This is a genomic window from Streptomyces sp. G45 (assembly GCF_049542095.1).
Taxonomy (GTDB): Bacteria; Actinomycetota; Actinomycetes; order Streptomycetales; family Streptomycetaceae; genus Streptomyces.
Genome location: NZ_JBMUZU010000001.1, coordinates 7,554,794 through 7,575,033 on the forward strand (window position 1 = coordinate 7,554,794; position 20,240 = coordinate 7,575,033).

The window sequence follows — 20,240 nt, forward strand, 5'->3', positions numbered from 1 at the left end:
CGCCCTGACCGCGACCAGGGAGCTGCTCCTCAGCCGCATCCGCGATGTGCCGGACTACCCGACGCCCGGCGTGATGTTCAAGGACATCACCCCGCTGCTCGCCGACCCGGCGGCGTTCGCGGCCCTCACCGACGCGCTCGCCGAGCTGAGCACCCGGCACGGCGCCACCAAGGTGATCGGCCTGGAGGCGCGCGGCTTCATCCTGGGCGCCCCGGTGGCGCTGCGCGCCGGGCTCGGCTTCATCCCCGTACGCAAGGCGGGCAAGCTCCCCGGAGCCACGCTCAGCCAGGCCTACGACCTGGAGTACGGCAGCGCCGAGATCGAGGTGCACGCCGAGGACCTCACCGCGGGCGACCGCGTCATGGTCATCGACGACGTCCTCGCCACCGGCGGCACCGCCGAGGCCTCGCTCCAGCTCATCCGCCGCGCCGGGGCCGAGGTCGCCGGTGTGGCGGTGCTGATGGAGCTGGGCTTCCTGGGCGGGCGCGACCGGCTGGTTCCCGCTCTGGACGGGGCACCGCTGGAGGCGCTGCTCACGGTCTGAGCGCCGCCCTCGCGCGACGGCGGCGGCGCGGCGGGACGGCCGCGCGCATCGAGGCGGGCCCGGTGGAATCCGGCGCCCGCCTCCGGTGTTTCCCCAGGACAGAGCCGTCTCACCGGCCGAGGGCGAGCCGGGGGCCCAGGATCGATACCATGGGCACTCGGGACCTCACCGGGTGACCCGATCGCGCACAGGGAGCGCTCTTGCCAGACGAGTCCCAGCCACTTGCCGCCGCCCAGCCCGCCGAACAGCCCGAGCGGGCCGCGGCTCCCGCCGCCGCGTCCGCGCAGCAGGCGCCGGGCGCGCCCACGGGGACGCCCGCGACCGGCGGGACGCCGACCCGCGGCGCGGCCCCCACGGGCGCCGAGCGGGCCGACACGGCGGCCGGGCAGACCCGGCCGGGCCCCGAGCGCCGCCCGGCCCAGCCGCCCGCCACGCGCCCCGCCCAGCCGCCCGCCACGCGCCCCGCCTCCGGCAAGCCGGAACGTTCGGGCTCCTCCAACCGCGTACGGGCCCGGCTCGCCCGCCTCGGCGTCCAGCGCTCCAACCCGTACAACCCGGTCCTCGAACCGCTGCTGCGGATCGTCCGCAGCAACGACCCCAAGATCGAGACGGCGACGCTGCGCCAGATCGAGCGCGCCTACCAGGTCGCCGAGCGCTGGCACCGGGGCCAGAAGCGCAAGAGCGGCGACCCGTACATCACGCACCCGCTCGCCGTCACCACCATCCTCGCCGAGCTGGGCATGGACCCGGCCACGCTCATGGCGGGCCTGCTGCACGACACCGTCGAGGACACCGAGTACGGCCTGGAGCAGCTGCGCCGCGACTTCGGCGACCAGGTCGCGCTGCTCGTCGACGGCGTCACCAAGCTCGACAAGGTCAAGTTCGGCGAGGCCGCGCAGGCCGAGACCGTGCGCAAGATGGTCGTCGCCATGGCCAAGGACCCCCGCGTCCTGGTCATCAAGCTCGCCGACCGCCTGCACAACATGCGCACCATGCGCTATCTGAAGCGCGAGAAGCAGGAGAAGAAGGCCCGCGAGACGCTGGAGATCTACGCTCCGCTCGCCCACCGCCTGGGCATGAACACCATCAAGTGGGAGCTGGAGGACCTCGCCTTCGCGATCCTCTACCCCAAGATGTACGACGAGATCGTGCGGCTCGTCGCCGAGCGGGCGCCCAAGCGCGACGAGTACCTGGCCATAGTGACCGACGAGGTCCAGGCCGATCTGCGCGCCGCCCGCATCAAGGCCACCGTCACCGGCCGCCCCAAGCACTACTACAGCGTCTACCAGAAGATGATCGTCCGCGGCCGGGACTTCGCGGAGATCTACGACCTGGTGGGCATCCGCGTCCTCGTCGACACGGTCCGCGACTGCTACGCGGCCCTGGGCACCGTCCACGCCCGCTGGAACCCGGTTCCGGGGCGGTTCAAGGACTACATCGCGATGCCCAAGTTCAACATGTACCAGTCGCTGCACACGACGGTCATCGGCCCCAACGGCAAGCCCGTCGAACTCCAGATCCGCACGTTCGACATGCACCGCCGCGCCGAGTACGGCATCGCCGCGCACTGGAAGTACAAGCAGGAGGCCGTCGCGGGCGCCTCCAAGGTGCGCACCGACGCCCCGAAGTCGTCCGGCAAGAAGGACGACCACCTCAACGACATGGCGTGGCTGCGCCAGCTCCTCGACTGGCAGAAGGAGACCGAGGACCCGGGCGAGTTCCTGGAGTCCCTGCGCTTCGACCTGTCGCGCAACGAGGTCTTCGTCTTCACCCCCAAGGGCGATGTCATCGCGCTGCCCGCCGGTGCCACCCCCGTGGACTTCTCGTACGCCGTGCACACCGAGGTCGGCCACCGCACCATAGGCGCCCGCGTCAACGGCCGCCTCGTACCGCTCGAATCGACCCTGGACAACGGCGACCTGGTGGAGGTCTTCACCTCCAAGGCGGCGGGCGCCGGGCCGAGCCGGGACTGGCTGAGCTTCGTCAAGTCGCCCCGCGCGCGCAACAAGATCCGCGCCTGGTTCTCCAAGGAGCGCCGCGAGGAGGCCATCGAGCAGGGCAAGGACGCCATCGCGCGGGCCATGCGCAAGCAGAACCTGCCGATCCAGCGCATCCTCACCGGCGACTCCCTCGTCACCCTCGCCCACGAGATGCGCTACCCCGACATCTCCTCGCTGTACGCGGCCATCGGCGAGGGCCACGTCACCGCGCAGAGCGTCGTGCAGAAGCTCGTGCAGGCCCTCGGCGGCGAGGAGGCCGCCAACGAGGACATCGCCGAGAGCGCCCCGCCCGCCCGCCGCGGCCGCACCAAGCGGCGCTCCAGCGCCGACCCGGGCGTCGTCGTCAAGGGCGTCGAGGACGTCTGGGTCAAGCTGGCCCGCTGCTGCACGCCCGTGCCCGGCGACCCCATCATCGGCTTCGTCACGCGCGGCAGCGGCGTATCGGTTCACCGCAGCGACTGCGTGAACGTGGAGTCCCTGTCCCGGGAGCCCGAGCGCATCCTGGAAGTCGAGTGGGCGCCCACGCAGTCCTCGGTGTTCCTCGTCGCCATCCAGGTCGAGGCCCTCGACCGCTCCCGCCTGCTCTCGGACGTCACGCGCATCCTCTCCGACCAGCACGTGAACATCCTGTCGGCGGCCGTGCAGACCTCCCGCGACCGCGTCGCCACCTCCCGCTTCACCTTCGAGATGGGCGACCCCAAGCACCTCGGCCACGTCCTCAAGGCCGTCAGGGGCGTGGAGGGCGTCTACGACGTGTACCGGGTGACCTCGGCGCGGCGGCCCTAGCGGCCGGATGTCCGCGGGCCCCGGCCCGCGCCCGGACACGAGTCCGCCCCCGGTGCCCGGCACCGGGGGCGGACTCGTGTCGGCGTCCTCGCTGGCCCGGGGGTTCAGCCGCCGAACTCCTGAAGGCCCTTCAGCGCCTGGTCCAGGAGTGCCTGGCGGCCGTCCAGCTCCTTCTGGAGCTTGTCGGCCTTCGCCGTGTTGCCCTGCGCGCGGGCCTGCTCGACCTGGCCCTTCAGCTTGTCCACGGCCGCCTGGAGCTGCCCGGTCAGGCCCTCGGCCCGCGCCCGCGCCTCAGGGTTCGTACGCCGCCACTCCGCCTCCTCGGACTCCTGGAGGGCGCGCTCCACGGCGTGCATCCGGCCCTCGACCTTCGGGCGGGCGTCACGCGGGACGTGGCCGATGGCCTCCCAGCGCTCGTTGATGGAGCGGAAGGCCGCGCGGGCCGCCTTCAGGTCCGTCACCGGGACGAGCTTCTCGGCCTCCTCGGCCAGCTCCTCCTTCAGCTTCAGGTTCTCCGCCTGCTCCGCGTCGCGCTCCGCGAACACCGCGCTGCGCGCCGCGAAGAAGACGTCCTGGGCGCCACGGAAGCGGTTCCACAGGTCGTCCTCGTGCTCCCGCTGGGCGCGGCCCGCCGCCTTCCAGTCGGCCATCAGCTCGCGGTAGCGGGCGGCCGTCGGCCCCCAGTCCGTGGAGCCCGAGAGCGCCTCGGCCTCCGCGACCAGCTTCTCCTTGGCCTTGCGGGCCTCCTCGCGCTGCGCGTCCAGCTGCGCGAAGTGCGCCTTGCGGCGCTTGGAGAACGCCGAGCGGGCGTGCGAGAAGCGGTGCCACAGCTCGTCGTCGGACTTGCGGTCCAGGCGCGGCAGGCCCTTCCAGGTGTCCACGAGCGCCCGCAGCCGCTCGCCCGCGGCCCGCCACTGCTCGCTCTGCGCCAGCTCCTCGGCCTCGGCGACCAGGGCCTCCTTGGCGTGCCGCGCCTCGTCCGACTGCTTCGCCTTCTGCGCCTTGCGCTCCTCACGGCGCGCCTCGACGGTCGCGACGAGCTTGTCGAGGCGCTTGCCCAGCGCCTCCAGGTCGCCCACCGCGTGCGCCTCGTCGACCTGCTGGCGCAGGTGGTCGATGGCGGTCATCGCGTCCTTGGCCGACAGGTCGGTCGTCTGCACCCGGCGCTCAAGAAGTCCGATCTCGACGAGGAGCCCGTCATACTTGCGCTCGAAATAGGCCAGGGCCTCGTCGGGAGATCCTGCCTGCCACGAACCGACCACTCGCTCGCCGCCGTCGGCCGTACGCACGTACACGGTCCCCGTCTCGTCGACGCGGCCCCACGGGTCGCTGCTCACAGCGCCTCCTCCACATGATGCCTGCACAAGGCCACGGGCCCCCGGCATCGTCCACAGTTTCGTCACCGCCAACATAGGCGACCGGCGGGGCGGCTGTCCGCATCCAGCGCGGGCGAAATTCACCCACCGTTGGTCCGCCGCCGGTGCGCTGGTCCGTTGGCCCGCCGCCGGTTCGCTCGTCCGTTGGCCCGCCGCCGTGGCCCGTCTCTCCCGGCCGCCGCCGCGCGCCCCCGGTCAGGAGGCGCGGACGGTCGCCTTGTCGATGACCACCGTCGCGTTCGGCGCCCCGTCGCCCTGGCCGGTGCTCTCACCCGCGGCGGCGATCTTCTTCAGGACCTTCATCCCGGCCTTGTCGACCGTTCCGAACGGCGTGTAGTCGGGCGGCAGCCGCGTGTCCTCGTACACCAGGAAGAACTGGCTGCCGCCGGTGTCGCGGCCCTTCTTCTCCTGGGCGTTGTAGCGGTTCGCCATGGCCACCGTGCCCGCCGGGTACACCCCGCCGCGCACCCGCTTGTCCTTCAGGTTCTCGTCCGGGATCGAGTAGCCCGGGTCGCCCTCGCCGGTGCCCTTGGGGTCGCCGCACTGGAGGACGTTGACCGTGCCCTTGGTGAGGCGGTGGCAGCGCGTGTGGTCCAAGTATCCCTTGTTCACCAGGAAGTTGAAGGAGTTGACGGTCCGCGGGGCCTTCTTCGCGTCCAGGGCGACGCCGATGTCGCCGCACGTGGTGCTGAGCTTCATCGCGTACGACGCCGACGTGTCGACGGTCAGCTTCGGCTCCTTCTTGAAGCTGAGCGGCTTGACCTTGCCGGGCGCCGCCTTGCGGCAGGGGTCCGCGGGCTTGCTCGGCGTCGGGTCGGCGGCCGCGTCGTCCTTCGTGGAGCCGCCGTCGTCGAAGGCGCCCGCGGCGTACGACACCGCGCCGCCGCCGACGACCAGCGCGAGCGCGCCCGCGATCACCGCGTTGCGCACCCGCCGCCTGCGCTGCGCGGCCTCCCGCCGCTGCTGCTGCCGCAGATACTTCTCCCGAGCGAGCTGCTTGCGCCGCTGCTGCTGGCTGACCACCGGGTCCACTCCTCGCCTTGGCCGTCGGTGCGCGGCGGAAGCGGCCGCGCGTGCCCCGTACCGTATATGGGTTACCTGTGGAATCGGCAGCGCCGGTAGGCTGGGGCCTGATCTGCCGCGATCGGACCCGGACGGACCCTCAGGGCCCGGCGGATCCGCCGCGCGCTCCGCGGACCCCTCGCGGACCCCTCCGCCGTACGACGAAACGAAGGACGATCGTGCTCATTGCCGGGTTTCCCGCCGGGGCCTGGGGCACCAACTGCTATCTGGTCGCCCCCGCCGCGGGCGAGGAGTGCGTGATCATCGACCCGGGCCACCAGGCCGCCCCGGGCGTCGAGGAAGCGCTCAAGAAGCATCGGCTCAAGCCCGTCGCGGTCATCCTCACCCACGGCCACATCGACCACGTGGCCTCGGTCGTCCCGGTGTGCGGCGCCCACGACGTGCCCGCCTGGATCCACCCCGCCGACCGCTACATGATGAGCGACCCGGAGAAGGCCCTCGGCCGCTCCATCGGGATGCCGCTGATGGGCGAGCTGACCGTGGGGGAGCCTGACGACCTGCGGGAGCTGGGCGACGGCGCGGAGCTGAGCCTCGCGGGCCTCGACTTCTCCGTCGCGCACGCCCCTGGCCATACCAAGGGGTCGGTGACCTTCCGGATGCCCGAGACGGCGGAGATCCCGTCGGTCTTCTTCTCGGGCGACCTGCTGTTCGCCGGCTCCATCGGGCGCACGGACCTGCCGGGCGGCAGCCACCCCGAGATCCTCGACTCGCTGGCCCGCGTGTGTCTGCCCCTCGACGACTCGACCGTGGTCCTGTCCGGCCACGGCCCCCAGACGACCATCGGCCAGGAGCGCGCCACCAACCCGTATCTGCGGCAGGTGGCCGCCGCCCGTCAAGGCCACGGCGCGGACCCCGCGTCCGCCCCTCGACGAGGAATCTGAAGAAAGACTCTGAAGTGAGCACCTTCAAGGCCCCCAAGGGCACGTACGACCTGCTGCCGCCCGCCTCCGCGACCTACCTGGCGGTGCGCGAGGCCATCGCGGCCCCCCTGCGCAACTCCGGCTACGGCTATGTCGAGACGCCCGGCTTCGAGAACGTCGAGCTGTTCGCGCGCGGCGTCGGCGAGTCGACCGACATCGTCACCAAGGAGATGTACGCCTTCGAGACGAAGGGCGGCGACAGGCTCGCCCTGCGCCCCGAAGGCACCGCCTCCGTGCTGCGCGCCGCCCTGGAGGCCAACCTCCACAAGGCGGGCAACCTCCCGGTCAAGCTCTGGTACTCGGGCTCGTACTACCGCTACGAGCGCCCCCAGAAGGGCCGCTACCGCCACTTCTCGCAGGTCGGCGCCGAGGCGATCGGCGCCGAGGACCCCGCGCTCGACGCCGAGCTGATCATCCTGGCCGACCAGGCGTACCGCTCGCTGGGCCTCAAGCAGTTCCGCATCCTGCTGAACTCGCTCGGCGACAAGGAGTGCCGCCCGGTCTACCGCGCCGCCCTCCAGGACTTCCTGCGCGGCCTCGACCTGGACGACGAGACCCGCCGCCGCATCGAGATCAACCCGCTGCGGGTCCTCGACGACAAGCGCGACGACGTGCAGAAGCAGCTCGTGGGCGCGCCCCTGCTGCGCGACTACCTGTGCGACGCGTGCAAGTCGTACCACGAGCAGGTGCGCGAGCTCCTTACGGCGGAGGGCGTCGCCTACGAGGACGACCCGAAGCTGGTCCGCGGCCTCGACTACTACACGCGCACGACCTTCGAGTTCGTCCACGACGGCCTCGGCTCGCAGTCCGCGGTCGGCGGCGGCGGACGCTACGACGGCCTGTCCGAGATGATCGGCGGCCCCTCGCTGCCGTCCGTCGGCTGGGCACTCGGCGTGGACCGCACGGTGCTCGCCCTGGAGGCGGAGGGCGTGGCCCTGGCCCTGCCCGCGGCCACCAGCGTGTTCGCGGTGCCCCTCGGCGAGGAGGCGCGCCGCGTCCTCTTCGCCAAGGTGACGGAGCTGCGCAAGGCCGGGGTCGCGGCGGACTTCTCGTACGGCGGGAAGGGACTCAAGGGCGCGATGAAGAACGCCAACCGCAGCGGCGCGCGCTTCACCGTCGTCGCCGGTGAGCGGGACCTCGCCGAGGGCGTCGTCCAGCTCAAGGACATGGAGTCCGGCGAGCAGGAGGCCGTCGCGCTCGACGTGATCGTGGCGGTGCTCAAGGACAGGCTGGCGTAACCGGGCAAGCCGAAGACCTCGCCGTGGCCGACGGTGAGGTCGAGGCCGTCGACGGCGGTCACGGGTCCGTAGGACTTGCGCAACCCTCGTACGCGGACGGCGAGTTGAGGGGGCGGTGTGGTGCTGCCTGGGGTCATGGGGGTCAGGTTTCCGGCGCGGTGGCGGTCGCGGGACCCCCGGGCGTACGCGCTTGCGTCCGTCGAACGGTGGACACACAGGTGCGTACGGCACAATGACCCTGCCCGCAGGCCCACCCACGAGCGACGGAAACGGCGTGATGAGCAAAACGATGTCGGTGAAGGACGGTGCCGCCTCCGGCGCGGACCGTGAGGACGCGCCCGGGTCGCTCGGGGGCAGCCGGGCGCTCGCGCTGCTGCTGGTGGTCACGGGTGCGGCGGGGCTGCTCGCGTCGTGGGTGATCACGCTCGACAAGTTCGAGCTGCTGAAGGACCCGAACTTCCAGCCGGGGTGCAGCATCAATCCGGTCGTGGCGTGCGGCAGCATCATGAAGAGCGACCAGGCCGAGGCCTTCGGGTTCCCCAACCCGATGCTGGGTCTCGCCGCCTACGCCGTGGTCATCGGCGTCGGCATGAGCCTGCTCGCCGGGGCTCGCTTCCCGCGCTGGTACTGGCTGACGCTGAACGCGGGCACGCTGTTCGGGGTCGGCTTCTGCACGTGGCTGCAGTTCCAGTCCCTGTACCGGATCAACGCGCTGTGCCTGTGGTGCTGCCTGGCCTGGGCCGCGACCATCCTGATGTTCTGGTACGTGACGTCCTTCAACATCCGCAACGGCTTCCTGCCCGCGCCGGGCTGGCTGCGGAGCTTCTTCCAGGACTTCACCTGGGCGCTGCCGGTCGTGCACCTCGGCATCATCGCCATGCTGATCTTCACGCGGTGGGGCACCGACCTCTGGGCCTGAGCACCCGGCCCGACCTGATTGTCAGTGGGGTGGCATAGGGTTTTGGACGTGGAGCCCGACCTGTTCACCGCCGCCGCCGAGGACCGCCAGGAGAAGGACCCGGCGAGCAGCCCCCTCGCCGTCCGCATGCGCCCGCGCACGCTCGACGAGGTCGTGGGCCAGCAGCACCTGCTGCGCCCCGGCTCGCCGCTGCGCAGACTCGTCGGCGAGGGCGGCGGCGGGCCCGCGGGGCCGTCCTCGGTGTTCCTGTGGGGCCCGCCCGGCATCGGCAAGACGACGCTGGCGTATGTGGTCTCCAAGGCGACCAACAAGCGCTTCGTGGAGCTGTCCGCGATCACCGCGGGCGTCAAGGAGGTCCGCGCGGTCATCGACGGCGCCCGCCGCGCCATGGGCGGGCACGGCAAGGAGACGGTGCTCTTCCTCGACGAGATCCACCGCTTCAGCAAGGCCCAGCAGGACTCCCTGCTCCCGGCCGTGGAGAACCGCTGGGTGACCCTGATCGCGGCGACCACCGAGAATCCGTACTTCTCGGTGATCTCCCCGCTGCTGTCCCGCTCCCTGCTCCTGACCCTGGAGCCGCTCACCGACGACGACCTGCGCGCCCTCCTCAAGCGCGCCCTCACCGAGGAGCGCGGCCTCGGCGGAGCGGTCACGCTGCCCGAGGACGCCGAGGAGCACCTGCTGCGCGTCGCGGGCGGGGACGCGCGCCGCGCCCTGACGGCCTTGGAGGCGGGCGCGGGCGCCGCCCTCGCCAAGGGCGAGCGGGAGATCACGCTCCAGACCCTGGAGGAGTCGGTCAACCGCGCCGCGGTGAAATACGACCGCGCGGGCGACCAGCACTACGACGTCGCGAGCGCCCTGATCAAGTCCATCCGCGGCTCGGACGTGGACGCCGCGCTGCACTATCTGGCCCGGATGATCGAGGCGGGCGAGGACCCCCGGTTCATCGCCCGCCGCCTGATGATCTCCGCCAGCGAGGACATCGGCCTCGCCGATCCCAACGCCCTGCCGATCGCCGTCGCCGCCGCCCAGGCCGTCGCCATGATCGGCTTCCCGGAGGCCGCGCTCACCCTCAGCCACGCCACGATCGCCCTGGCCCTCGCCCCGAAGTCCAACGCGGCGACGACGGCGATCGGCGCCGCCCTGGAGGACGTCCGCAAGGGCCACGCCGGTCCCGTCCCGCCCCACCTGCGCGACGGCCACTACAAGGGCGCGGCCAAGCTCGGCCACGCCCAGGGCTATGTGTATCCCCACGACCTCCCCGAGGGCATCGCCCCCCAGCAGTACGCCCCGGACGCCCTCAAGGACCGCGAGTACTACACCCCGAGCCGCCACGGCGCGGAGGCGAGGTACGCGGACGCGGTGGAGTGGACCAGGAAGCACCTCGGTCGCAAGCGGTCCTGAGCAGCCTGTAGACTTCCTCGAAGCGCTGCGTCCCGTGTCCGGCTCCGGTCGGCGCCTCAGGCGGGACAACCAGCCGGATCGTTGATCCAGGAGCGTCGCGCACCGTCGTAGGTGTCGCGGGCCGCCCACCACCACCCGGAGTCCCGGGACCGGTCGGTGGGCCGTTCGTGTGCTGCACGTATGTGCCCAGACCAGGGAGTGGCTGCCTGACACGCCTTTCGCGGGCCTGTCGGGATCCCGGCTGCGGATGCGACCTCCCGTAACCCTGAGGCAGCCGAACGAGAAAAGGAAAAGAAGTGGCGAACCAGTCCCGCCCCAAGGTCAAGAAGTCGCGTGCCCTCGGCATCGCGCTGACCCCGAAGGCCGTCAAGTACTTCGAGGCCCGCCCCTACCCGCCGGGCGAGCACGGCCGCGGCCGCAAGCAGAACTCGGACTACAAGGTCCGTCTGCTGGAGAAGCAGCGCCTGCGCGCGCAGTACGACGTGTCCGAGCGCCAGCTCGTCCGCGCCTACGAGCGTGCCTCCAAGGTCCAGGGCAAGACCGGTGAGGCCCTGATCATCGAGCTGGAGCGCCGCCTCGACGCCCTGGTCCTGCGTTCGGGCATCGCCCGCACGATCTACCAGGCCCGCCAGATGGTCGTCCACGGCCACATCGAGGTCAACGGCCACAAGGTCGACAAGCCGTCCTTCCGTGTGAAGCCGGACGACGTCGTCATGGTCCGCGAGCGCAGCCGCCAGAAGCCGCTGTTCGAGGTCGCGCGCGAGGGTGGCTTCGCCGCCGACGGCGAGACCCCGCGCTACCTCCAGGTCAACCTGAAGGCCCTGGCCTTCCGCCTGGACCGCGAGCCGAACCGCAAGGAGATCCCGGTGATCTGCGACGAGCAGCTCGTCGTCGAGTACTACGCCCGCTGACCCGGACGTAGCCGCACCCGGCATCAGCCCGTCGTCTCCCCGCCCTTCGGAGCGGGGGAGGCGGCGGGCTTTCGCGCGTACGAGGCCGGGGTGCCGCCGGGACGCCGCTGCCGCCCCTCCAGGGCCGCCCCGCGGTCGCGGCCCAGCGCCCGGGCGACCGCCGCGTCCGTCGTCAGCGCCTCACCGGAGCGCACGCACGCCTCGTACCGCGCGTCGCCGAGCCCCTCGCGGGCCTTCGCCTCGCACAGCGCGTGCGGCGCCCCGAAGTACTCCGAGCCGAACAGCGGCAGCCCCACCGACGGCCAGATCCGCGCCGCCACCCCCTGGAGCACCGCCGCCTCCGCCGCGTCGCCCTCCGACACCGTGAACAGCGCGAGCAGCTCCACCGCGAGGACCGTGCCGAGCAGGTCGTGGAAGGTGTGGTCCAGGGCCAGGCACTCGGTGACCAGCTCCCGGGCCCGCACCGGCTCGCCACGCGTCCACGCCGCGTAGCCGAGGACGTACAGCGCGTACGCCAGCGTCCACCGCTCGCCGTGGTCCTCGCAGATCCGCCGCACGTCCTCGCACAGCTCCACCGCGTCCCCGAGCGAGCCCTGGAAGGCCAGCGCCATCGCCAGCTCGACCTGGCCCATCAGCACGTTGCTGTTCAGCTCGCCGATGCGCCGGTACGCCTCAAGGGCCGAGCGCAGCAGCCGCTCGGCGCGCGGCATGTCGTCCGAGACCAGCGCCAGGCAGCCCATGCGGTGCGTGGCGTACGCGGCGGCGACCGCGCTGCCCGAGCGCTCCGCCGTGTCCTGGCACTCCTGCAGCGCGCTCAGCGCGGGCACCGTGTCGCCCTGGAGGATCGCGACATAGCCGAGCACCCACAGCGCCTTCAGGCGCGAGTCCTCGTGGCCGCCGTCCAGCTCCACGGCCCGGTCCAGCCAGTGCCTGCCCTCCGCGAGCCGCCCGCAGCCCACCCAGCAGAACCACAGCGTGCCCGCCAGGTACTGCCCCAGGTGCGTCTCCTCGGGGTCGGTCAGGCAGAACTCCAGGGCGGCCCGCAGGTTCGGCAGCTCGCACTCCACGAGCGTGGCCACCGCCTCCTGCCGGGGCGAGAACCAGTCCAGCTCGCACCAGGTGGCCAGGCCCATGTACCAGTCCCGGTGCCTGCGCCGCATCCGGTCCGTGTCGCCCATCGCCGCCAGCCAGTCCGCGCCGTACGCCCGGACCGTGTCCAGCATCCGGAAGCGCACCCCCGTCGGGCTCTCCTCGCGCGCCAGCACCGACTGGGCCAGCAGTTCGTCCAGGACGTCGAGCACGTCGTCGGCGTGCAGCCCCGCACCGCTGCACACGTATTCCACCGCCTCCAGGTCGAACGGCCCCGAGAACACCGAAAGGCGCGCCCACAGCAGCCGCTCCTGCGCCGTGCACAGCTCGTGGCTCCAGCCGATCGCCGTCCGCAGCGTGTGGTGGCGCGACGGCGCGTCCCGTCCGGGCCCGCGCAGCAGCCGGAACCGGTCGTCGAGGCGCGCCAGCAGCTGCCCCGGCGACAGCGCCCGCAGCCGCCCCGCCGCCAGCTCCACGGCGAGCGGGATGCCGTCCAGGCGGCGGCACAGCTCCAGGACGTCCGCGCGGGCCGCGCCGTCGAGCGAGTCCAGCGAGAAGCCCGGCAGACAGGCCGCCGCCCGGTCCGCGAACAGCTCGGCCGCCTCCGCCTCCGGCAGCGGCGCGAGCGGAACGACATGCTCGCCGAGCGTGCCGAGCGGCCTGCGGCCCGCCGCGAGCACCTTCAGGCCCGGACAGCGCAGCAGCAGCTCCCGCACGAACGAGGCGGCGGCGTCCACCAGGTGCTCGAAGCCGTCCACCACCAGCAGCAGCTCGCGCCCGGCGAGCCGGTCGAGCAGCACCTGGCGCGGCGCCCTGCTGGTGTGGTCGGTCAGCTCCAGGGCGCTCGCCACGGCGTGCTCCACCAGCGTGGCGTCCCGCACCGACGCCAGCTCCACCAGCCAGGCCCCGTCGGGCGGCCGGACGGCGGCGGCCGCCCGCACGGCGAGCCGCGACTTGCCCACCCCGCCGACGCCGGTCACCGTGACGAGCCGCGCGCTCGCCAACGCCTCGGTCAGCCGGGCGAGTTCGGCGGAGCGCCCGACGAACGCGGTCAGCTCCGCGGGCAGGTTCCCGGGCACGGCGGGCGGGTCTCCCGGCGTGCCGGGCGCGGCCGCGGAATCGTTCCGACCCCGGTCGGGGTGCTGAGGGCGTCGCATGGGGAACGGAGCGTACTCATGCGTACGCACTCCGTACAATCTCTCTGTCCGTGCCCGGTTCACGGCATCCGCTTCCCGGGCCGCGTGCGCTAATGCGGTACGGAGCGCGGGCCCCGGCGCGATAGGGTCGGAGCACTACTTTTCGACGTTCGACGACCCCGGAACCCGGAGGGGGAACCCTCAGCGGATCCGGGGCGGTGTCTCAGGGAGCGGTGCACAGTGTCCGGTGGAGAGGTGGCCGGGATCCTGGTGGCCGTCTTCTGGGCGATCCTGGTCTCCTTCCTGGCGGTGGCGCTGGCGAGGCTGGCGCAGACGCTCAGGGCGACCACCAAGCTCGTCGCGGATGTGACCGAGCAGGCCGTGCCGCTGCTCGCCGACGCCTCGGCGGCGGTGCGCTCCGCACAGACCCAGATCGACCGCGTGGACGCCATCGCATCGGACGTCCAGGAGGTCACGTCGAACGCGTCGGCGCTCTCCACCACCGTGGCCTCGACCTTCGGCGGACCCCTCGTCAAGGTCGCGGCCTTCGGCTACGGGGTGCGCCGGGCCCTCGGTCGCAAGGAAGTGCCCGCCAAACCGTCCCGTCGTACGGTGATCGTGGGCCGCACCCTCCCGTCCGCACGACGGGGCAAGCGGAAGAAGGACTGACGCAGCGATGTTCCGCCGTACGTTCTGGTTCACCGCGGGCGCGGCCGCGGGCGTGTGGGCCACCACGAAGGTCAACCGCAAGCTGAAGCAGCTCACCCCGGAGAGCCTCGCCGCGCGCGCCGCGGACAAGGCCGTCGAGGCCGGGCACCGGCTCAAGGACTTCGCGCTCGACGTCCGCGACGGCATGGCCGAGCGCGAGGCCGAGCTGGGCGACGCCCTCGGTCTGAACGCCCCGGTCGACCCCGAGCTGCCCGCCCAGCGCCGCCTCGCGATCGTCGAGCCCGCCACCGACAAGACCCCCAAGTCCCTCGCGCAGTCGACGGACACGACGTATTCGTACAACCGGAATGAGGACCACTGATGGAGTCGGCTGAAATCCGCCGCCGCTGGCTGAGCTTCTTCGAGGAGCGTGGCCACAAGGTCGTGCCCTCGGCGTCGCTGATCGCGGACGACCCGACGCTGCTCCTCGTCCCCGCGGGCATGGTGCCCTTCAAGCCCTACTTCCTGGGCGAGACCAAGCCGCCCGCCCCGCGCGTCACCAGCGTCCAGAAGTGCGTGCGCACGCCGGACATCGAAGAGGTCGGCAAGACCACCCGGCACGGCACGTTCTTCCAGATGTGCGGCAACTTCTCCTTCGGCGACTACTTCAAGGAAGGCGCCATCAAGCTCGCCTGGGAGCTGCTCACCACGCCCCAGGACAAGGGCGGTTACGGCCTCGACCCCGAGCGCCTGTGGATCACCGTCTACAAGGAGGACGACGAGGCCGAGCGCATCTGGCGCGACGTCGTCGGCGTCCCCGCCGAGCGCATCCAGCGCCTGGGCATGGGCCCCAACTTCTGGTCCATGGGCGTGCCCGGCCCCTGCGGACCCTGCTCCGAGATCAACTACGACCGGGGTCCGGAGTTCGGCGAGGAGGGCGGCCCCGCCGTCAACGACGAGCGCTACGTGGAGATCTGGAACCTGGTCTTCATGCAGTACGAGCGCGGCCCCGGCCAGGGCAAGGAGGACTTCCCGATCCTCGGCGACCTGCCGTCGAAGAACATCGACACGGGCCTCGGCCTGGAGCGCCTGGCGATGATCCTCCAGGGCGTGCAGAACATGTACGAGACCGACACCCTGCGCGTCGTCATCGACAAGGCCACCGAGCTGACCGGCGTGCGCTACGGCGCCGACCACGGCTCGGACGTCTCCCTGCGCGTGGTCGCCGACCACATGCGCACCTCCGTGATGCTCATCGGCGACGGCGTCACCCCCGGCAACGAGGGCCGCGGCTACGTCCTGCGCCGCATCATGCGCCGCGCCATCCGCAACATGCGCCTGCTCGGCGCCACCGGCCCGGTCGTCGCCGACCTCGTCGACACGGTCATCACGACCATGGGCGAGCAGTACCCGGAGCTGATCACCGACCGCAAGCGCATCGAGACCGTCGCGCTCGCCGAGGAGGCCGCCTTCCTCAAGGCCCTCAAGGGCGGCACCAACATCCTCGACACCGCCGTCACCGAGACCAAGGCCGCCGGTTCCACCGTGCTGCCCGGCGACAAGGCGTTCCTGCTCCACGACACCTGGGGCTTCCCGATCGACCTCACCCTGGAGATGGCCGCCGAGCAGGGCCTGACCGTGGACGAGGACGGCTTCCGCCGCCTGATGAAGGAGCAGCGGGAGCGCGCCAAGGCCGACGCCCAGGCCAAGAAGACCGGCCACGCCGACATGGGCGCCTACCGCGAGATCGCCGACAACGCGGGCGCCACGGACTTCACCGGCTACAGCCTCACCGAGAACGAGGCCGTGATCGTCGGCCTGCTCGTCAACGGCGTCTCCTCGCCCGCCGCCACCGAGGGCGACGAGGTCGAGGTCGTCCTGGACCGCACCCCGTTCTACGCCGAGGGCGGCGGCCAGATCGGCGACACCGGCCGCATCCGCCTGGACAGCGGCGCCGTCATCGAGGTCCGCGACGTCCAGAAGCCGGTGCCGGGCGTGCACGTCCACAAGGGCGTCGTCCAGGTCGGCGAGGTCACCGTCGGCGCCCCGGTGTGGGCCTCGATCGACGCCCACCGCCGCCGCGCCATCGCCCGCGCCCACTCCGCCACGCACCTCACCCACCAGGCCCTGCGCGACGCCCTCGGCCCGACGGCCGCCCAGGCCGGTTCCGAGAACCAGCCGGGCCGCTTCCGTTTCGACTTCGGTTCGCCGTCCGCCGTGCCCACGGCCGTGATGACCGACGTCGAGCAGAAGATCAACGAGGTCCTCGCCCGCGAGCTGGACGTCCAGGCCGAGGTCATGTCCCTGGACGAGGCCAAGAAGGCAGGCGCCATCGCCGAGTTCGGCGAGAAGTACGGCGAGCGCGTGCGCGTCGTCACCATCGGCGACTTCTCCAAGGAGCTGTGCGGCGGCACCCATGTGCACAACACCGCCCAGCTGGGTCTGGTGAAGCTGCTCGGCGAGTCCTCCATCGGCTCCGGCGTGCGCCGCATCGAGGCGCTGGTCGGCGTGGACGCCTACAACTTCCTCGCCAAGGAGCACACGGTCGTCGCCCAGCTCCAGGAGCTGGTCAAGGGCCGCCCGGAGGAGCTGCCCGAGAAGATCTCCGGCATGCTCGCCAAGCTCAAGGACGCCGAGAAGGAGATCGAGAAGTTCCGCGCGGAGAAGGTCCTGGCGGCCGCCGCCGGGCTCGCCCAGGGCGCCAAGGACGTCCACGGCGTCGCCCTGGTCACCGGCCAGGTCCCGGACGGCACCGGCGCCGACGACCTGCGCAAGCTGGTCCTCGACGTGCGCGGCCGCATCCCGGGCGACCGCCCGGCCGTCGTCGCCCTGTTCACCTCGGCCAACGGCAAGCCGCTCACGGTCATCGCCACCAACGAGGCCGCCCGTGAGCGCGGCCTCAAGGCCGGTGACCTGGTTCGCACCGCCGCCAAGACCCTCGGCGGCGGTGGCGGCGGCAAGCCGGACGTCGCCCAGGGCGGCGGCCAGAACGTGGCCGCCATCGGCGACGCCATCGCCGCCGTCGAGCGCCTCGTCGGCGAAACCGCCTGATGAGCACCGTCCGCCGGGGCCGCCGCCTCGCGATCGACGTCGGGGACGCCCGCATCGGGGTCGCCTCGTGCGACCCCGACGGGATCCTCGCGACGCCGGTCGAGACGGTGCCGGGCCGGGACGTCCCGGCCGCCCACCGTCGCCTGCGCCAGCTCGTCGAGGAGTACGAACCCATCGAGGTCGTCGTCGGGCTCCCTCGCTCCCTCAAGGGGGGCGAGGGCCCGGCCGCCGTCAAGGTCCGCGCCTTCGCCCAGGAGCTGGCCCGGGGCATCGCCCCCGTTCCGGTGAGGCTCGTGGACGAGAGGATGACCACAGTGACGGCCAGCCAGGGCCTGCGCGCCTCCGGCGTGAAGTCCAAAAAAGGCAGGTCTGTCATCGATCAGGCGGCCGCCGTGATCATCCTCCAGCAGGCCCTGGAGTCCGAACGGGCGTCAGGGACCGCTCCCGGCGAGGGCGTCGAAGTGGTCATCTGATCGCGATACGGTAACGTTCCGCGCGGTGCGGCGGCGTTCGAACAGTCGCCGCACAGCATCAAGAGGCGGAACGGTTGGCCCGGCGTCCGGGCCGTGGCCCCCGCCTCGCGGCTCGTAGGGGATCGATGACTGAGTATGGCCGGGGCCAAGGCTCCGAACCGTGGCATCCGGAGGACCCGTTGTACGGGGACGGCGGATGGGGAGGACAGGCGCCCGCGGGCGGCCCGTCCCCCTACGGCGGCCAGGGGCAGTACCACCCGCAGCAGCAGCCGCAGCACCCGCAGCAGGGCCACCCCCAGGACGCGTACGGCGACTACGCCGGACAGCAGGGGTACGCCCCGCAGGCCCAGTACGGGGGCCCCGGCCAGCCGCAGGACGGCGGCTGGGACAGCGGCGCGCACGGCCAGATCCCCTACGGCGGCGACCCCGTGGACCCCTACGGCGGCCAGCCCGGGGGCTACGCCGAGGAGCGCCCCGACTTCTACGGCACCCCGGACGCCTACCCGCCCCCCGAGCCGCCGGGCCAGCGGCGCCCCGCACCGGAACCGGAACCCGAGGAGGGCTGGGACCCCGGGCCCGACCAGGGGGAGCACGCGTTCTTCGCGGGCGGCGGTGACGACGAGGACGACGGCCTCGACGAGGAGCGCGGCCGGGGGCGCGGCCGCGGCCGCGGCGGCAGGAAACCGAAGAAGAAACGCAACGGCTGTGCCTGCCTCGTCGTGACCCTGGTGTTCGCGGGCGGCCTCGGAGGCGTCGGCTACTTCGGGTACCAGTTCTACCAGGATCGTTTCGGCACGGCCCCGGACTACTCCGGCGAGGGCTCCGGCCAGGCCACCGTCGACATCCCCAAGAACTCCGGCGGCTACGCCATCGGCCAGAAGCTCAAGGAGGCCGGAGTCGTCAAGAGCGTCGACGCCTTCGTCTCCGCCCAGGGAAAGCACCCGAAGGGCCAGTCCATTCAGGCGGGCGTCTATGTGCTCAGGAAGCATATGTCCGCCCAGAGCGCCGTCGAACTCATGCTCAGCCCGAAGAGCCGCAACAACCTCATCATTCCGGAAGGAAAGCGGAATGTGTGGGTGTACGCGAACATCGACGAGCGGCTGAATCTGAAACCGGGCACCACCAAGGACGTCGCCCACCGGGAATGGAAGAAACTCGGACTTCCGCAGTGGGCGTCGGCGAACCTCGGCAGCGACGTCAAGGACCCGCTCGAAGGCTTCCTCTACCCGTCCAGCTACCCGGTCGCCAAGGGCCAGAAGCCCGAGGACGTCCTGAAGAAGATGGTGGCCCAAGCCACCGAGAAGTACGAGGAGTTGGGCGTCCAGTCCGCGGCGCAGCGGCTCAACCTGAAGAACCCGCTCCAGGTCGTCACCGTCGCCAGCCTCGTCCAGGCGGAAGGCAAGTACAAGCACGACTTCGAGAAGGTCGCGACGGTCGTCTACAACCGCCTCAAGACCGGCAACACCGAGACGTACGGCCTGCTCGACTTCGACTCGACGGTCAACTACCTCAAGGGCCAGTCGAAGCTCGCCATCGGGTCCGTCGACGACCTGCGGAGGATCAGCGACCCGTACAACACCTACAAGATCAAGGGCCTGCCGCCCGGACCGATCGGCAACCCCGGTGAGGTCGCCATCAAATCCGCGCTGCACCCGGCCAAGGGCAACTGGTACTACTTCGTGTCCGTCAGCGAGGACAAGACGCTCTTCGCGGAGACGAACGAGGAACAGAACCGGAACCGCGAGAAATACCTGAAGGAGCAGAACGGACAGTGAGCGCGCACACGCGTCGGGCCGCGGTTCTCGGCTCGCCGATCGCTCATTCCCTCTCGCCGGTGCTGCACCGCGCCGCCTACGCCGAACTGGGCCTCACCGACTGGTCCTACGACCGCTTCGAGGTCGACGAGGCGGCGCTGCCCGGGTTCGTCGAGCGGCTCGGGCCCGAGTGGGCGGGGCTCTCGCTCACGATGCCCCTCAAGCGCGCGGTCATCCCGCTGCTGGACGCCGTCAGCGGGACCGCCGCGTCCGTGGAGGCCGTCAACACGGTGGTCCGCACCGACGACGGGCGCCTCACCGGCGACAACACCGACATCCCCGGCATGGTCGCCGCGCTGCGCGAGCGCGGCATCGAGCAGGTGGAGTCCGCCGCGATCCTCGGCGCCGGAGCCACCGCGTCCTCCGCCCTCGCCGCGCTCGCCCGGATCTGCACCGGCGAGGTCGTCGCGTACGTCCGCAGCGCCGAGCGCGCCGCCGAGATGCGGCAGTGGGGCGAGCGGCTAGGCGTCGAGGTCAGCACGGCCGACTGGGCGGACGCCGAGCAGGCGCTGCGGGCGCCGCTGGTGATCGCCACCACGCCCGCGGGCAGCACGGACGCCCTGTCCCACGCGGTGCCGGAGCGCCCCGCCACGCTCTTCGACGTCCTGTACGACCCCTGGCCCACCGCGCTCGCCGCCCGCTGGTCGGCGTACGGCGGGGCCGTCGTCAGCGGTCTCGACCTGCTGGTCCACCAGGCGGTGCTCCAGGTCGAGCAGATGACGGGGCGCGCCCCCGCGCCGCTGGACGCGATGCGCAAGGCGGGGGAGCGGGCGCTCGCCGAGCGCTGATCCGGCGCCCGGCGCCGTCCGCTTTCTGGACCGGCGCCGAGCGGGCCCCGCGGACGTGGG

The 20,240-nt window shown here is 72.0% G+C and carries 16 protein-coding genes; 13 read left to right on the forward strand and 3 right to left on the reverse strand.

Features of this window, described 5'->3' with window-relative positions:
- Window positions 1–4 precede the first annotated feature (4 nt).
- Both ACOBQU_RS32115 and ACOBQU_RS32120 read left to right on the forward strand, forming a co-directional pair.
- A complete protein-coding gene (locus ACOBQU_RS32115) occupies window positions 5–544 on the forward strand; it encodes an adenine phosphoribosyltransferase (protein WP_423634852.1) in 540 nt (179 codons plus the stop codon).
- A gap of 200 nt (window positions 545–744) precedes the next feature.
- Window positions 745–3,330, forward strand: coding sequence for a RelA/SpoT family protein (locus ACOBQU_RS32120; protein WP_423631957.1), 2,586 nt, complete (start codon window positions 745–747; stop codon window positions 3,328–3,330).
- Window positions 3,331–3,434: 104 nt separating this feature from the next.
- Here ACOBQU_RS32120 and ACOBQU_RS32125 read toward each other — a convergent pair whose 3' ends face one another.
- Window positions 3,435–4,667: a DUF349 domain-containing protein gene (locus tag ACOBQU_RS32125; RefSeq protein ID WP_423631959.1), complete on the reverse strand. Its 1,233-nt coding sequence runs from the start codon at window positions 4,665–4,667 to the stop codon at window positions 3,435–3,437.
- Between the two features lie 234 nt (window positions 4,668–4,901).
- A complete protein-coding gene (locus tag ACOBQU_RS32130) occupies window positions 4,902–5,729 on the reverse strand; it encodes a peptidylprolyl isomerase (protein ID WP_423631961.1) in 828 nt (275 codons plus the stop codon).
- 218 nt (window positions 5,730–5,947) lie between these two features.
- On the opposite strand from ACOBQU_RS32130, the gene ACOBQU_RS32135 reads away from it, so the two are divergent.
- The 5 genes from ACOBQU_RS32135 to rpsD all read left to right on the forward strand — a co-directional run bounded on the left by ACOBQU_RS32135 (window position 5,948) and on the right by rpsD (window position 11,181).
- Entirely contained in the window at window positions 5,948–6,670 is a 723-nt protein-coding gene (locus tag ACOBQU_RS32135) for an MBL fold metallo-hydrolase (RefSeq protein ID WP_423631963.1), read from the forward strand.
- A gap of 14 nt (window positions 6,671–6,684) precedes the next feature.
- Entirely contained in the window at window positions 6,685–7,947 is a 1,263-nt protein-coding gene (gene hisS / locus ACOBQU_RS32140; protein WP_423631965.1) for a histidine--tRNA ligase, read from the forward strand.
- A 277-nt stretch (window positions 7,948–8,224) separates the two neighbouring features.
- The gene (locus ACOBQU_RS32145) at window positions 8,225–8,866 is read left to right on the forward strand and encodes a vitamin K epoxide reductase family protein (RefSeq protein ID WP_423631967.1); all 642 of its coding nucleotides are present in this window, start codon (window positions 8,225–8,227) and stop codon (window positions 8,864–8,866) included.
- A gap of 48 nt (window positions 8,867–8,914) precedes the next feature.
- On the forward strand, window positions 8,915–10,270 hold the full coding sequence (locus ACOBQU_RS32150; RefSeq protein ID WP_423631969.1) for a replication-associated recombination protein A: 1,356 nt from the start codon (window positions 8,915–8,917) through the stop codon (window positions 10,268–10,270).
- A gap of 296 nt (window positions 10,271–10,566) precedes the next feature.
- Window positions 10,567–11,181 carry a 30S ribosomal protein S4 gene (gene rpsD, locus ACOBQU_RS32155; RefSeq protein WP_384801067.1) on the forward strand — a complete coding sequence of 205 codons (615 nt, stop codon included), beginning with the start codon at window positions 10,567–10,569 and terminating at the stop codon, window positions 11,179–11,181.
- Between the two features lie 23 nt (window positions 11,182–11,204).
- Here the strand turns inward: rpsD and ACOBQU_RS32160 are convergent, their stop codons facing one another.
- Window positions 11,205–13,427 (reverse strand): ATP-binding protein, encoded by a 2,223-nt coding sequence (locus tag ACOBQU_RS32160; RefSeq protein ID WP_423631971.1) that lies wholly within the window; start codon window positions 13,425–13,427, stop codon window positions 11,205–11,207.
- A gap of 219 nt (window positions 13,428–13,646) precedes the next feature.
- Here ACOBQU_RS32160 and ACOBQU_RS32165 point away from each other — a divergent pair, with 219 nt between their 5' ends.
- The 6 genes from ACOBQU_RS32165 (at window position 13,647) to ACOBQU_RS32190 (ending at window position 20,180) form a co-directional block, all read left to right on the forward strand.
- Window positions 13,647–14,075: a DUF948 domain-containing protein gene (locus ACOBQU_RS32165; protein WP_423631972.1), complete on the forward strand. Its 429-nt coding sequence runs from the start codon at window positions 13,647–13,649 to the stop codon at window positions 14,073–14,075.
- Window positions 14,076–14,082: 7 nt separating this feature from the next.
- Complete coding sequence (locus ACOBQU_RS32170) at window positions 14,083–14,436, forward strand: DUF6167 family protein (RefSeq protein ID WP_423631974.1); 354 nt, start codon at window positions 14,083–14,085, stop codon at window positions 14,434–14,436.
- A complete protein-coding gene (gene alaS / locus ACOBQU_RS32175; protein ID WP_423631976.1) occupies window positions 14,436–17,105 on the forward strand; it encodes an alanine--tRNA ligase in 2,670 nt (889 codons plus the stop codon). The genes ACOBQU_RS32170 and alaS overlap by 1 nt, the downstream gene beginning before the upstream one ends.
- On the forward strand, window positions 17,105–17,578 hold the full coding sequence (gene ruvX, locus ACOBQU_RS32180) for a Holliday junction resolvase RuvX (protein WP_423631978.1): 474 nt from the start codon (window positions 17,105–17,107) through the stop codon (window positions 17,576–17,578). Before alaS ends, ruvX begins: the two co-directional genes overlap by 1 nt.
- Before the next feature lie 125 nt (window positions 17,579–17,703).
- On the forward strand, window positions 17,704–19,353 hold the full coding sequence (gene mltG, locus ACOBQU_RS32185) for an endolytic transglycosylase MltG (RefSeq protein ID WP_423631980.1): 1,650 nt from the start codon (window positions 17,704–17,706) through the stop codon (window positions 19,351–19,353).
- Window positions 19,350–20,180, forward strand: a complete 831-nt coding sequence (locus ACOBQU_RS32190) for a shikimate dehydrogenase (RefSeq protein ID WP_423631982.1) — start codon at window positions 19,350–19,352, stop codon at window positions 20,178–20,180. The genes mltG and ACOBQU_RS32190 overlap by 4 nt, the downstream gene beginning before the upstream one ends.
- Window positions 20,181–20,240: the final 60 nt, after the last annotated feature.